At 62.1% G+C, this 13,184-nt stretch carries 12 protein-coding genes; 5 read left to right on the forward strand and 7 right to left on the reverse strand.

Annotated elements, in window-relative coordinates; translation table 11 throughout:
- Positions 1 to 2 precede the first annotated feature (2 nt).
- Positions 3 to 2,480: a DNA ligase D gene (gene ligD / locus NO934_RS15780; protein ID WP_309160927.1), complete on the forward strand. Its 2,478-nt coding sequence runs from the start codon at positions 3 to 5 to the stop codon at positions 2,478 to 2,480.
- A 36-nt stretch (positions 2,481 to 2,516) separates the two neighbouring features.
- On the opposite strand, the gene NO934_RS15785 is transcribed toward ligD, so the two are convergent.
- Together NO934_RS15785 and NO934_RS15790 are read right to left on the reverse strand one after the other, a co-directional pair.
- Positions 2,517 to 3,254: a Crp/Fnr family transcriptional regulator gene (locus tag NO934_RS15785; protein ID WP_309160929.1), complete on the reverse strand. Its 738-nt coding sequence runs from the start codon at positions 3,252 to 3,254 to the stop codon at positions 2,517 to 2,519.
- Positions 3,255 to 3,272: 18 nt separating this feature from the next.
- Positions 3,273 to 3,893, reverse strand: coding sequence for a flavodoxin family protein (locus tag NO934_RS15790; protein ID WP_309160931.1), 621 nt, complete (start codon positions 3,891 to 3,893; stop codon positions 3,273 to 3,275).
- Between the two features lie 239 nt (positions 3,894 to 4,132).
- Here NO934_RS15790 and NO934_RS15795 point away from each other — a divergent pair, with 239 nt between their 5' ends.
- The 4 genes from NO934_RS15795 to NO934_RS15810 all read left to right on the forward strand — a co-directional run bounded on the left by NO934_RS15795 (position 4,133) and on the right by NO934_RS15810 (position 7,027).
- The gene (locus tag NO934_RS15795; RefSeq protein ID WP_309160932.1) at positions 4,133 to 4,534 is read left to right on the forward strand and encodes a response regulator; all 402 of its coding nucleotides are present in this window, start codon (positions 4,133 to 4,135) and stop codon (positions 4,532 to 4,534) included.
- On the forward strand, positions 4,531 to 5,034 hold the full coding sequence (locus tag NO934_RS15800) for a response regulator (protein WP_309160934.1): 504 nt from the start codon (positions 4,531 to 4,533) through the stop codon (positions 5,032 to 5,034). The genes NO934_RS15795 and NO934_RS15800 overlap by 4 nt, the downstream gene beginning before the upstream one ends.
- Before the next feature lie 19 nt (positions 5,035 to 5,053).
- Entirely contained in the window at positions 5,054 to 6,463 is a 1,410-nt protein-coding gene (locus NO934_RS15805) for a PAS domain S-box protein (RefSeq protein ID WP_309160936.1), read from the forward strand.
- 108 nt (positions 6,464 to 6,571) lie between these two features.
- Positions 6,572 to 7,027, forward strand: a complete 456-nt coding sequence (locus tag NO934_RS15810; RefSeq protein WP_309163742.1) for a DUF2231 domain-containing protein — start codon at positions 6,572 to 6,574, stop codon at positions 7,025 to 7,027.
- Positions 7,028 to 7,379: 352 nt separating this feature from the next.
- Here NO934_RS15810 and ctaD read toward each other — a convergent pair whose 3' ends face one another.
- The 5 genes from ctaD to pobA form a co-directional block, all read right to left on the reverse strand.
- Positions 7,380 to 9,908 (reverse strand): cytochrome c oxidase subunit I, encoded by a 2,529-nt coding sequence (gene ctaD, locus NO934_RS15815; protein ID WP_309160937.1) that lies wholly within the window; start codon positions 9,906 to 9,908, stop codon positions 7,380 to 7,382.
- A complete protein-coding gene (coxB, locus tag NO934_RS15820; RefSeq protein ID WP_309160938.1) occupies positions 9,905 to 10,582 on the reverse strand; it encodes a cytochrome c oxidase subunit II in 678 nt (225 codons plus the stop codon). The genes ctaD and coxB overlap by 4 nt, the downstream gene beginning before the upstream one ends.
- Positions 10,579 to 11,082: a CopD family protein gene (locus NO934_RS15825; RefSeq protein WP_309160939.1), complete on the reverse strand. Its 504-nt coding sequence runs from the start codon at positions 11,080 to 11,082 to the stop codon at positions 10,579 to 10,581. The genes coxB and NO934_RS15825 overlap by 4 nt, the downstream gene beginning before the upstream one ends.
- Entirely contained in the window at positions 11,079 to 11,828 is a 750-nt protein-coding gene (locus NO934_RS15830) for a cytochrome c oxidase assembly protein (RefSeq protein WP_309160940.1), read from the reverse strand. Before NO934_RS15830 ends, NO934_RS15825 begins: the two co-directional genes overlap by 4 nt.
- 114 nt (positions 11,829 to 11,942) lie before the next feature.
- A complete protein-coding gene (gene pobA / locus NO934_RS15835) occupies positions 11,943 to 13,112 on the reverse strand; it encodes a 4-hydroxybenzoate 3-monooxygenase (RefSeq protein WP_309160941.1) in 1,170 nt (389 codons plus the stop codon).
- Between the last annotated feature and the right edge of the window lie 72 nt (positions 13,113 to 13,184).

The raw sequence follows: 13,184 nt of genomic DNA on the forward strand, positions 1-13,184 counted from the left end.
CCATGGCGCGCGCCCGCGACCTGCTCGAGGAATACCGCGCCAAGCGCGACTTCACCAAGACTAGCGAGCCTACCGGCGGGGATCGCTCGACTTCCGGCAACATATTCGTGGTCCAAAAGCACGACGCGACCCGACTGCACTACGATTTCCGCCTCGAATACGAAGGCGTGCTCAAAAGCTGGGCGGTCACGCGCGGCCCCAGCACCGACCCGGCCGACAAGCGCCTCGCCGTGCGCACCGAGGATCACCCGCTCGATTACGCCACCTTTGAGGGCACCATTCCCAAGGGCCAATATGGCGGCGGCACCGTCATGCTCTGGGATTTCGGCACCTGGGAGCCGATCGAGGATCCAAAGAAGGGCTTCAAATCCGGCAAGCTCAAGATCCGCCTCGACGGCGAGCGCATGAAGGGCGGCTGGGCTCTGGTGCGCATGAAGCCGCGCTCGGGCGAAAAGAGCGAAAACTGGCTGCTCATCAAGGAGCATGACGAGCACGCGACCGAGGAGGGCAGCACGCTACTCGACGCCGATACCAGCGTTTCCACCGGCCGCGCCATGGACGCTATCGCTACCGGCAAAGCGCCCAAGAAGCGGCCGCGAAAAACCGACAAGCCGTTGCCCAAATTCGTGGAACCGCAGCTTGCCACCCTTGTCGATACCGTCCCGGCTGGCAAGGACTGGCTGTTCGAGATGAAATATGACGGCTATCGCTGCCTTGCGGGGATCTCGCGCGACAGCGTACGGCTCTACACCCGCAACGGGCTGGACTGGACCGACAAGTTCGCTTCCCTCGTTGCCCCGCTCGCCGGGATAACAAGGTCGAGCGCGCTCATCGATGGCGAGCTGTGTGCCTTCGACGAGAACGGCAAGACCAGCTTTTCAACGCTTAAGACCCATCTCTCCAATGGCGGCCCGCTAGTCTATTTTGCCTTCGATCTGCTTGAACTCGACGGCAAGTCGCTGCGCTCCCGGCCGCTTTCGGAGCGCAAGGAAGCACTCGAAGGCTTGCTCGGCAGCCGCACGCGGCACGATCCCGTCCAGCTCTCGCCCACAATTTCGGGCAAGGGCAAGGAGGTGTTCACCGCCATCTGCAAGGCCGGTCATGAGGGCATCATCGCCAAGCGGGCCGATGCGTCCTATCGCTCAGGCGGTGGCAAATCCTGGCTCAAGGTCAAATGCACGCTGCGCCAGGAATTCATCATTGTGGGCTGGACCCCGTCGGAAAAGCGCCGCGGCGTCTTCGCCTCTCTGCTCCTGGCCACCCAGGAGAACGGCAAGCTCGTTTATCGCGGACGGGTCGGCACCGGCTTTTCCGACGATATGCGGGCCGAACTGCAGAAAATGTTGGAGGCCGAGGCGCGCAAGACGGCCCCGCTCACCGGCGTGCCACGGCCCATGATGCGCGGTGTGCACTGGGTCAATCCGCGCCTTCTGGCGGAAATCGCCTATACCGAGGTGACGCCGGATGGCGCGCTGCGGCATCCGTCGTTTCTGGGCCTGCGCGAGGACAAGCCGGCCAAGGGTATCACGCTCGAAACGCCGGCCAAGGCCAAGGGAGCCAAGGCCAAGGGAGCCAAGACCATGACGCTTTCCGACGAGGACGGCATCGCCGCCGCCGAAAAGGCCGGCATCAAGCTCTCCAGCCCGGACAAGGTGCTCTATCCCGAGCAGGGCGTCACCAAGGCGCGCTTGGCCGCCTATTATGCCGCCGTCGTCGACGCCATGCTGCCCTACATCTCCGACCGGCCTCTCAGCCTCGTCCGCTGCCCGGCCGGACGCGGCAAGCACTGCTTTTTCCAAAAACACGATACGGGCGGCTTCACGCAAGGCATGGATACCGTCTCGATCACCGAAAAGGACGGCGAAAAGGCCGATTATTTCACGCTCGACAGCCTCAAGGGCCTTCTTGCCGGCGTGCAGATGGGCGTGCTCGAATTCCACATCTGGGGCTCACGTCGCGACCTGATCGAAAAGGCGGACCGCATCGTTTTCGACATCGATCCCGATGAAGGTCTCGATTTCGGTGACGTCAAATCCGCCGCCCTGGATATCCGGGATCGCTTGGCCGACCTGGGGCTCAAGACCTTCCCGATGGTCACCGGCGGCAAGGGGCTGCACGTCATCGCGCCCATTGCCCGCCGGGCCGAATGGCCCGCGGTCAAGGCGTTCACTGCCGCGTTCGCCAGGCAGATGGCGACCGACGAGCCCGACAGGTTCACCGCGACGCTCTCGAAAAAGGCGCGCAAGGGCAAGCTCTTCATCGACTATCTGCGCAATGAGCGCGGCTCAACCGCCATCGCTCCCTTTTCGAGCCGTGCCCGTCAGGGCGCCCCGGTCGCTGTTCCGGTCGGCTGGGACGAGGTGCCATCGCTGACGGCGGCCAACAGCTTCTCGCTCGAAGCCGCCGCCGAGCGGGCCAAGACCGATCCCTGGCCCGACTACGCCAAGGCCAGGCAGTCCCTCCCGAAATTGAAGGACTGACCCTCAGCGCCCGCAAAACCGTTGAGTTTCGATAAGCTAAGCGGCAGCCGGCCTGGGCTTGTGCGTATCGCGCAGATGCAGGTAGCCGGGCGCGAACAGCGCCAAATCGGCCAACGCGTCGAAATTGAAGATCTCCACGGTTCCGGACTGGAACGCGATCAGCCTGGATTTGCGCAACTCCTGCAGCGTGCGGTTCACGTGCACCGTCGAAAGGCCCAGCACATCGGCCAATTCGCTCTGGGTCAAAGGCAATGGAAAGCGGGCGCCGTCATTGCGGCCCACGGCGGCAAGGCGCAGATAAATTTCGCACAGAAGATGGGCCACCCGCTCGATGGCCGAACGCTTGCCCACACTTACCAGCCATTCGCGCGATATGGATTCCTCGACCAATGTGGTGCTCCAGAGCGCGCGGGTGATGCGGGGCGAGCCCTCAAGCAGCTTGAACAAATTGCCGTTGGGAATGGCCCGCATCGAAAGCGGCGAAAGGGCGATCAGCGGCGGCTGGCTGCCCCCGATCACGAATTGGCGCAGATCGATGATGTCGCCGGGAATCAGCAGGGAGAGGATCTGGCGTCGGCCATCGGAAAGATCGCGATACCGGCAGGCAAAACCGTCCTCGAGAACGTGAACATGCTGTTCGGCCAGTTTTCCCGCCAGGGGAGAGCCGCGCCCCGACACATGCCGAAGTTGTGCGGGCAGGGCCAGCAGGCCGGCGCGTTCGGCCTGATCGAGAGGAAGATGGCTTTCTAGCCGGGCAACGAGCAGGTCGGTCAAGTCCGTCTACTCCTTGATCTATTTGACACTGGGGTAAGGCTGGTCGGCCAGTAGCCTTGCCAGATGCGCGGCCGTCCGCGCGGCCATGGTCGCAGCATTCGTTACAACCTCGGGCACGCTGGCAAGATTCTTGAAATCGGTCGAGCCCACGGCCTCTCCCACCCAATAGGAAACCGCATTGGGCGCAAGTGTGAAGCCCACGTCGTTGAGCGCCTGGAACAGCTCGGCCGAAACGTGATGCGCCCCATCTTCGTTGCCCACGGTCGCAACCATCGCCACCTTGCCATAGCTTGGCATGTGGCCCCGATCGTCCGTTTCGGAAAGAAACGCGTCCATGCGTTCGAGGGCCCGCTTGATGACGCTCGACGGCTGGCCCAGCCAGACCGGCGAGCCGGCGATGAGGATATCGGCATCCATTATGCGGCGGCGGATATCGGGCCAGTCGTCGCCGGCCCCTTCATCGGACGTGACGCCGGGCAGGATCGAATGATCGGCCAGCCGGATCGTCTCGCCCTCTATGCCTTCGGCCTTCAGCTTGTCGAGAAGCAGGGTGATCATCCTGTCGGTCGAGGAGGTCTCGCCTTTGGCCGAGGTTTTAAGGGTGCCGTTCAAAGCAAGAGCGGAGAGTGTTTTTGGCATGAGCTTTTCTTATTGATCCCGGATTGACGGCCTTAACCTGGGTTAAGGGTTGAGAGGGAAAGACACGGCAGCCCAGATAGACCCGGCTGGTCCCTCCGCTATCAACGGGAGAGGGCGAGGCGCGTTCCAACTGGACCGGGCCGCCGATGCGCTTAATATGGCTGCGGCGTGCAACGAACCGTCGCGCTAGTGGTTCTTGCGAGTGATGCCGCTTACGGCAAACCCAGCGGAGGGCACCCATGGTATCGGCCAACCCAGCACTGTCCGGGAAAGCCATCATGATTGTCGAAGACGAATATCTGATCGCGATCAATATCGAAGTGGCGCTCGAGGAATTGGGCGCGCGGATCATTGGGCCGTTTTCCCGCGTCGAAGACGCTTTGGAAGCGCTCAAGGGACGGGATTTCCTGCCCGATGCGGCGATCCTCGACATCAACGTCCGCGGCCGTCCTGTCTTTCCGGTCGCCGAGCGTCTGGCGGAGCGAAGCATTCCGTTCGTCTTCGCCACGGGTTACGACCACTGGGCCATTCCACCCGCGCTCTCCCACGTAAGGCGGTTTGAGAAGCCCACCGACCCGGTGGTCCTTGGAGAAGTTCTCGCCGGCTATCTGGCCGCACGAGACAGTTCGGGGGTTGCATGAATCCGAATGAAGACACTGCATCCGATATAGCCGGCAAATGCGTGCTGGTCGTCGAGGACGACTATGTGCTGGCGCGCGAGGTCTGCAACGACCTCAAAAGCCACGGGGTTCACGTGCTTGGGCCGGCGCCCACGGTTCATTATGCGAACCTCATCATCGGCAAACGACGCCTAGACGGCGCCATTCTCGACATCAAACTGTTCGGCGAAGAAGTCTACGAGCTGGTCGACGTGCTGACGGCTCGCGGCGTCCCCATCGTCTTTGCCACCGCCTATCAGGACGATCGGATTGATGCGCGCTACCGCTCGGTCGATACGCTGCACAAGCCGCTCGATCTGGCGCATCTGCGGCGCAAGGTGGCGGCGTTCCGCCCGCAAGCCCCCTCCAACCTGAGACAGCCGGTAGAACCTGTCATAAGGCCAAGCGTTATGCGGTCATCCGAAACCGTGCAGGATCGTTGGGCACGGTTGCTTTTTGAGGTCATGCACGGCAACGCCTGACACGCCAGGGGAGGGCACGATGAGCCAGGACCGCAACGACGGAAGCACGGCGATGCGGTCGGCGGACGTGTCCGACGGAGAAGAGCGGTTTCGCCTGATCGTGGAAAACGCCCGCGATTATGCCATTTTCACCACCGACCGCGATGGCAATATAGACAGTTGGCCTCCCGGAGCCGCCAATGTCTTCGGCTGGAATTCCGAAGATATATTGGGCAAGTCCGGCTCGCTGCTGTTCGTCCCCGAAGATCGGGAGAGCGGCGCTCATTGGCAGGAACTCCAGACCGCGTTGAGCCGCGGCTATGCGCCCGACGTACGTTGGCACCAGCATCGGTCCGGCTCGCGCGTCTATATAGAGGGCAGCGTGTGGCCGCTCAAGGACGCGGACGGATCTCCGAGCGGTTTCCTCAAGATCGGCCAGGACATGACCCTGCGCCGGCAGCACGAGATCGCTCTGATGGAGAGCGAGGAGCGTTTTCGCCTGCTGGCAACGACCGTCCCCCATCTGGTCTTCCGCTCCACCACGGAAGGCAGGCGCACATGGGCTTCTCCCCAATGGGCAGCCTATACGGGCATGAGCAACGAGCAATCGGAGGGCTATGGCTGGCTCGACGCTATCCATCCCGACGACCGGCATTTGGCGCTCAAGAAATGGGAGGAGGCCGGCGAGGACGGCGAAAGCTATTACGGCGAACACAGAATCCTTCGCAAGCGGGATGGCATATATCGCTGGCATCAGACCCGCGCCGTTCCGATCCGCGCCGGCGCCGGAGGTCCGCAGGAATGGGTAGGATCGGCTGCCGATATCCACGATATGCGCGTAATGCAGGAACGACAGGGCATCCTGGTCGGAGAGTTGCAGCATCGCACCCGGAACCTTCTGGCAGTAGTCCGCTCCATCGCTTCGCAAACCGCCTCCATGGTGGATTCTCTCCCCGATTTCGTGCGCGCTTTCGATAGTCGACTGGGCGCGCTCTCCCGCGTGCAGGGCCTGCTCTCACGCGCCGAGGGCGACGCGGTGACCGTGGAATCGCTGGTGCGGATGGAACTGGGGGCAGTCACCGAGGACTGGGAGCGGGTAAAGCTCACGGGCCCGCGTATCCTTGTCGGCGACGGCACCCTGCAGACCCTGACGCTCGTCATCCACGAACTCAGCACCAACACCGTCCGCCACGGCGGGCTGGCCGACCCCCAGGGCAGGGTGGATATCGAGTGGTTCCGGCGCGACGGTGGCGATGACGCCATGCTTGTCATCGAGTGGCGTGAGAAATTCTCCCCTCGTTTTCCCGATCCCGCCCGAATACGCGGCTTCGGTCGACAATTGATCGAAGAAGCAATTCCCTATCAGTTGGGCGCATCGACCCGTTTCGTGCTCGAACCCACATCGCTGCACTGCGTCCTGACCCTCCCGCTCGATCCGCAGGATCAATAGGGAACTTCACACCCGGTCCCCGCATTGACGTTCCGCATCCAAAAGGGGGGCGCTGGTGTGGCCGAAGACAAGTCAACTTCCTCAGTCAATCCGGTGATTGCCGAGGTCATGGAGCGCGACGCCCAATCGGCGGTCGCGGTCGCCGGCCATCCCATTCACGCCATGATGGTGCATTTCCCCATCGCCCTGGTGTTCGCGACGTTGGGCACCGACATCTTTTACTGGTGGACCGCCGACGACTTCTGGGTGCGGGCAGGCGTATGGTCTGCCGGCTTCGCATTCTGTTTCGGCATTGCCGCCGGCATTGCCGGCACGGCGGAACTGATCCTGGTCCCGGGCATCCGCGGGCGCGTCGGCAGTTGGACCCACGCCATCGCCGCCATGGCGCTATTGGCCATCGCCGGCACCAATTGGGGCGTTCGCCTCACCAACCCGGATGCCGTCCTGCCGTTCGGATTGGCGCTCTCGCTTCTTGCCAGCGTCTTTACCGGCCTTGCCGGATGGCATGGCGGCAAGCTCGTTTTCGACCACGGCATCGGTATCATGGTGAACCCAAACGAGTGATTTTGGGCTCAAATGCACAACGATGTCGTTAAACTCGGGATAGCCAGGCCGATCATGGCCACAAACGCTGATCCCAAGCCGTATATGCCCAATATGGACAGGGCGGGAGCAGGGGCTTGCTCAAGCCGCGCCCTGGCCCTCCAATGCGCGAACACCAGCCACCCAGCTAGGGCCGACCCCCCTAGAAAACCTAGGGAAATTGCGACCAGCAGCCCGCGCTGGACCCCCTCGGGCCACCCGAATTCACACCCGATCGCGTTGGTCGCATAAAGCGTGACAAATGCAACGCTCCAGATGATGAAGCCGAGCGGAATCAATAACATGCGCGATGGCGGTACGGGCGATTTCGTGCTCATCTCACCCCCGCCAGCGCACCGATCAACCCCGGCATCAGCGCGATCATCGCAACCACCGCAACTCCGGTCACTGCCGTATAGTCGTGCCACAGCGAAGCCAGGCGCAAAGCCAGTCCGCGCCGGGCGGAGACATGGCCTTGAGCGTTCTTCATCAAGGCGTTGATCGAGAACACCAATCCTGCCGCCGCATGCAACGCGGCATAGCCGAGCAAGGCGGCACTGGTTGCCAGATGGGCGTGTTGAGTGGGATCTGGCATGCCGGTAAGCTTCAGAAAAACAAAGGCAATTGCCGCCGCATCCAGGACAAGGGCGAGAATGGCCGCCGGGATGAAATTGCCGCCTCGCTGACTTATCCCGCTCCCGAAACGCCACGCTATACTTGCAGAAATGAGTGCGGGAGCGGTGAGCCAAAGCCACGGATCGGGAGCAACGATCTCGGCAGGCGGCCAACCGGGAGCGACGAGCCAGAGATAGAGTGTGCCAAAGAGGAGCGAAACGAAGAGAGTGCCGTTTGCCGCAAGCGCGAAGACCATCGCCCACCACTGTGACGGGCGCTCGACTTCGATATCCAGGGGTGCGAACTCGCCGCGTCCCACCGGCACCAGGCCACTATCGGTTCTTAATCCCATAGCTGCGGACCAGAACAAGAAGCTCCCCACCGTCGCGGCCGCAAAGAGAATGGCGAGGATATAGACCTTGAACAGCATGGCCAGTACGGCCATTCCGGTCAGAGCCGCCGAGATCAGCGGCAGGAAGGTCGGTTTGGGGAGCATGACCAGATGCTCGAGCCGACCGGTGGTCATGTCCACCGCGAGGGTTTCCATGCGATTGTCGCGCACGAAGCCGAGATAGCCTTTGCCCGCCGCCAGTTCAGCCGCCAGCGGATCGGGATCTATGTCATCGGCGCGCCGATCGACGCTCGGAAGTGAGGCAAAGCCATAAGAGGCCGGTCGCGTGGGCATCGCCCAATCGAGCGTCCGCGCCTTCCAGCCATTGCGGCTGAAGCGCCGCCCGAAGCGGAATTGCAGCACCATGTCGACGGCAAACAGCGCGAACCCCATGGTGAGAATAAATCCGCCGACGCTCGAAAGCAGGTTCAGCCAATCCCAGCCGAAGTTCGAGGGATAGGTATAGACCCGGCGCGGCATTCCCATGAGCCCGGTAAGGTGCATCATAAAGAATGTCAGGTTAAACCCTACGAAAATTAGCCAAAATGCCGGCACCGAAATGCGGTGCACCGACTCGCGCCCGGTGATATGCGGCAGCCAGAAATAGACTGCTGCCAGCATGGGAAAGACGAACCCTCCCACCAGGACATAGTGGAGGTGGGCGACCACGAAATAGCTGTCATGGGCCTGCTGGTCGAAAGGCACCATCGCCAGCATCACCCCGGTCAACCCGCCGATCACGAAGATGAGGAAAAAACCCGTCACATAAAGCATGGGAATGTCGAAACGCGGTTTTCCATGGGCGAGCGTGGCCAGCCAGGCAAAGATCTGTACGGCGGTGGGAATGGCCACCAGCGCGCTTGCCGCCGAGAAGAACGCCAGCGCCAGATGCGGAATGCCCACTGTGAACATGTGGTGCACCCAGAGCCCGAAGGACAGAAAGGCCAGAGCGGTAATGGCGGCAATGATGATGTGATAGCCCACGATCGGCCGCTGGGCGAAAACCGGGATGATGGTCGAGAGCGCTCCGGCGGCGGGCAGGAAGATGATATAGACTTCGGGGTGCCCGAACAGCCAGAACAGGTGCTGCCAGAGCAGCGGATCGCCGCCGCGCGTGGGGTCGAAGAATGGCAGCCCGAAGGCGCGTTCCAGTTCGAGGAGGATTGAACCCAGGATCAGCGGCGGGAAACCGAATACCATCATCAGCGCCGTGATCAGCATGTACCAGGCAAAAAGCGGCATGCGATCGAGCGACATGCCCGGCGCCCGAAGTTTCAGAATCGAGACGGTGATTTCGACAGCGGCCGACAAGGCTGAGATTTCGACGAAAGTGATTCCCAAAAGCCAGATGTCGGAGTTGATTCCCGGCGAATAGGGCTGGGACGATAGCGGGGTATACATGAACCAGCCGCTGTCGGGCGCAACGCCAAACAGCATGGATGCAACGACGATCGTGCCGCCGAAAACATAGCACCAGAACCCGTAGGCCGAGAGGCGCGGGAAAGCCATGTCCCGCGCTCCGAGCATCTTGGGCAGAAGGTAGATCGCCAAGCCCTCCAGCATCGGTATGGCGAACAGGAACATCATCACCGTGCCGTGCATGGAAAAAAGCTGGTTGTAGATATCCGGTCCCACGAACGCAGAATTGGGTGTGGCAAGCTGGGTGCGGATCAGCATGGCCAGCACGCCACCGATGGCGAAGAACACGAAAGCGGCGAGCATGAAGCGCTTGCCCATCGTCGTGTGATTGACGGCGGCCAGCCGGTGCCAGCCCCGACCGGTTCCCCACGCACGCTCCAGGGCCTTGTGCAGGCGGATGGGAGAAAGGCGCTCGGAAGGCGGCGGAAATTCCGTCATTGGCCGCCCCCGCTCAGAACGGCCCGATAATCCTCGGGAGCATGCGCTTGGACGATAAAGCGCATGTCCGTATGCCCGCCGCCACAGAATTCGGCGCACACGCCATGGTAGGTGCCCGGCCGGTCCGCCTGGATGCGGATGATGTTCTGGTGCCCCGGAATAGCATCGATCTTGCCTGCGAGACGCGGCACCCAGAAGGAATGAACGACGTCGCCGCTGGTCACGAGAACGTCGACGGGTTCGCCTGCCGGGATGTGTAGAACGGGCGTGGCGGTGCTGTCGGGCGCATCGGGATAGGTGAACTGCCATTGCCAGCGCACACCATGTGCCGCAACCCGGGTCGGCTGATCGGCCAGTGCCACAGGCAGCAGCCGCTCGCCGGTAAACAGGGCGTATCCCACGAGGAGGGTGAGCAGGACGCCGGGCATGACAAGGCCGCCGAGAACGATCCAGCGCGTGGGGGAAAGGGATTTCCCAAACCCGGGCCGCCACCAGACGGCGGCGAGCAGGCCCGAGACGAGCACGAAGAGGCCGATCGACGTCCAGAACATCACCCACCAGAGCGTCACAACGGCATCCGCCGCAGGTCCGGCCGGATCGAGCGCCGACAACGATCCAGTGCACCCGGATACCAGCGGAATAAGCCCGAGAGCGGCAAGCAGGCGTCGCTTCATTGCAAGTCCCACCCCAGGATGCCGCCCGCGATTTCGGAAAGCTGCCCCGGCGCCAGCCAATCGGGGGTGAGCCGGTTCGTATCGAATTCGGGCTTGGCGAGCACCACGGCGAGAATCGCCGAAACCACCGCAAGCGTTCCCCCCGTGAACGCGATGTAGCGCAGGCGTGAATAGCGTGCGGATTCGTCGAACAGGGAGAGCACCAGCAGGCCCGAAAGGAGGTGGATCAGCACCATGATGCCTACAAAAAAGAGCTTGAGGCCAAACCACGGTTCGAATGTCGAGCGCAGAAATACAAGCACGGTCCCGCTGCCGATTGCCACAAACGCGGTTGGCGACAGGATGACGACGTAGAGAAACCGCACCATGGCGTGCAGACGATGAAGCGCCGCCTCGTGCCCGACATCCTTGCGCTGCGCGAACAAGAACGGCAGGCAGATCAATCCTGCGGCCCAGATCGAGATCGTAGCGATGTGGACGAACTTGAAAACCGTGATCATCGAGCCAAACCGGACCTGCGCGTGTTCGGCAGGCCGTTGGCAAGCCGCAATACCAACCAGAGCCCGGCAGCCAGGTAAGGGAGCATGGCCGGAACCCACATCAGCAGTCCGGCAAGCTGTTGGTCGGCAAGCGCGGACAGGCCGTAAGGCGCGGTGGTGCTCAGATGGGGCGTATAGACGGGGAAGGGGCTGAAAACGAGCAGAGCGCCAAGCAGCCCCATCTGGCCCACAAATGCAGTTAGTGCGATCAGCGCGCCGCCGGCGCGGTTCAACGGCGAAAGCATCTCGCGCCATAAGAACCAGGAGGAGCCAAGCAGGGTGACCTGCATAAGCCAATAGGGAAGGGTGCCGTAAATCGCCCATTCATAGGCGCTCGGCGCGTGCCAGATCCAGACGACGAGGGCGCTGAGAATGGTGAGCGGAGCCAGCGGCAGCAATGGTCCGTCCCGCCATGGGAGTGCGATGGCCAAAAGCGGCGCGATGACACTGATGAGGATAACGTGATGGACCACACGCGCCGAAAAAAGCGCGGTCGTAAGGGCGCAGAGGGGTGAAAAGAACGCAATGGCGATCAGACCAAGTGCGCTGACAAGTGCTAGACGGCCAACCCTATCCCGTCGCCCGATCAGCAACCATCCGCAAAACAGGACCACCATCAAAAGCGCCGCAACCGGATCGAATACCCACCGGGACCAAAGGTCCGCGGGAAGCGGCGCCGGACCACAATAGGGATCGCTTAAGTTCATGCAGGCACGCCCCCGAAATCAGGCGCTTCATGCGCCTCCAAGGTTCCAATGCCGCTTGTGCCAATTTCGTTCCCACCCGGCTAGAAGGACCTGCTAGGGGCTTGAAACGAACGGTTAAACGCGAAATCCGGTGTAATTCTCGGCGAGCGATTGGCGAGCGATGCGGGACGCGCGGAGATAGTCGAAATCGGCGCGTTGGATACGTCGGCCGAAATCCCCGCTGTCGGGAAAGGTGTGGAGCAATTGCGTCATCCACCAGGAGAACCGCTCGGTGCGCCAGGTGTTCTCCAGAACGGTTGGCGAGTAGGCCTCGATGCCGGCCTGGGATCGCTCGGCGTAAAACTCCTCCAGAGCGCCGGCCAGAACGCTCACGTCGTGAATGGCCATGTTGAGACCCTTGGCTCCGGTCGGGGGCACGATATGAGCGGCATCGCCGGTCAGAAACAGTCGACCAAAGCGTACCGGCTCGGCAACGAAGCTGCGCAGCGGGGCGATGGATTTCTCGATCGAGGCGCCGGTCTGGAGCCTCTCGGCGATCTCGGGATTGATCCGGTTGCGCAATTCGTCCCAGAACCGATCGTCCGACCAATTCTCGACCTTTTCGCTCGAATCCACCTGGATGTAATAGCGCGAGCGCGTATGGGACCGCATCGAGCACAACGCGAAGCCGCGAGCATGGTGAGCGTAGATCAGTTCCTCGGCGACGGGCCGTTGGTCGACCAGAATACCGAGCCACCCGAAAGGGTAGACACGCTCGAAGATCGAAATCGCATCGGCCGGAACACTGGCCCGCGAAACGCCGTGGAAGCCGTCACACCCAGCCACGAAATCGCATTCGATTTCATGGTGCTGGCCATCTTTCTTGAAGCTGACACGAGGACGCTCGCCATCGAAATCGTGAATGGCGACGTCGCTCGCCTCATAGATCGATCGGGCTCCCGACGCTGCGCGCGCTTCCATCAGATCGTGAGTTACTTCAGTCTGCCCATAGACCATGACGCGACGGCCCACGAGTTCATGAAAATTGATGCGCAGCATGTCGCCGTCGAACGAAAGCTCCACGCCGTCGTGAGGAATGCCCTCTGCATCCATCCGGGCATTGACGCCGAGATCACGCAGAAGATCGACGGAACTTTGCTCGAGGACGCCAGCGCGAATGCGGCCGAGTACGTAATCGGCACTGCGCTGTTCGATGATTATCGCATCGATACCGGCTCTTTCGAGTAGCCGGCCGAGCGTGAGGCCGGCTGGGCCAGCCCCGATGATCGCAACCTGAGTGCGCATGACGATCCTCCCGGTAATGGCGGTGTGACCGCCAAATTTGCAGGGAGGATGGGCATCACGCCCAAACTTGCC

This window comes from Pelagibacterium sp. H642, from assembly GCF_031202855.1.
In the GTDB taxonomy this organism is placed as follows: Bacteria; Pseudomonadota; Alphaproteobacteria; order Rhizobiales; family Devosiaceae; genus Pelagibacterium.

What these genes read in the sequence shown, in the direction of transcription:
- ligD (WP_309160927.1), top strand. Translation starts at nt 3, where the DNA reads ATGGCGCGCGCCCGCGACCTGCTCGAGGAATACCGCGCCAAGCGCGAC.
- NO934_RS15790 (WP_309160931.1), bottom strand. Translation starts at nt 3,893, where the DNA reads ATGCCAAAAACACTCTCCGCTCTTGCTTTGAACGGCACCCTTAAAACC.
- NO934_RS15795 (WP_309160932.1), top strand. Translation starts at nt 4,133, where the DNA reads ATGGTATCGGCCAACCCAGCACTGTCCGGGAAAGCCATCATGATTGTC.
- NO934_RS15800 (WP_309160934.1), top strand. Translation starts at nt 4,531, where the DNA reads ATGAATCCGAATGAAGACACTGCATCCGATATAGCCGGCAAATGCGTG.
- NO934_RS15805 (WP_309160936.1), top strand. Translation starts at nt 5,054, where the DNA reads ATGAGCCAGGACCGCAACGACGGAAGCACGGCGATGCGGTCGGCGGAC.
- NO934_RS15810 (WP_309163742.1), top strand. Translation starts at nt 6,572, where the DNA reads ATGGAGCGCGACGCCCAATCGGCGGTCGCGGTCGCCGGCCATCCCATT.
- ctaD (WP_309160937.1), bottom strand. Translation starts at nt 9,908, where the DNA reads ATGACGGAATTTCCGCCGCCTTCCGAGCGCCTTTCTCCCATCCGCCTG.
- coxB (WP_309160938.1), bottom strand. Translation starts at nt 10,582, where the DNA reads ATGAAGCGACGCCTGCTTGCCGCTCTCGGGCTTATTCCGCTGGTATCC.
- NO934_RS15825 (WP_309160939.1), bottom strand. Translation starts at nt 11,082, where the DNA reads ATGATCACGGTTTTCAAGTTCGTCCACATCGCTACGATCTCGATCTGG.
- NO934_RS15830 (WP_309160940.1), bottom strand. Translation starts at nt 11,828, where the DNA reads ATGAACTTAAGCGATCCCTATTGTGGTCCGGCGCCGCTTCCCGCGGAC.
- pobA (WP_309160941.1), bottom strand. Translation starts at nt 13,112, where the DNA reads ATGCGCACTCAGGTTGCGATCATCGGGGCTGGCCCAGCCGGCCTCACG.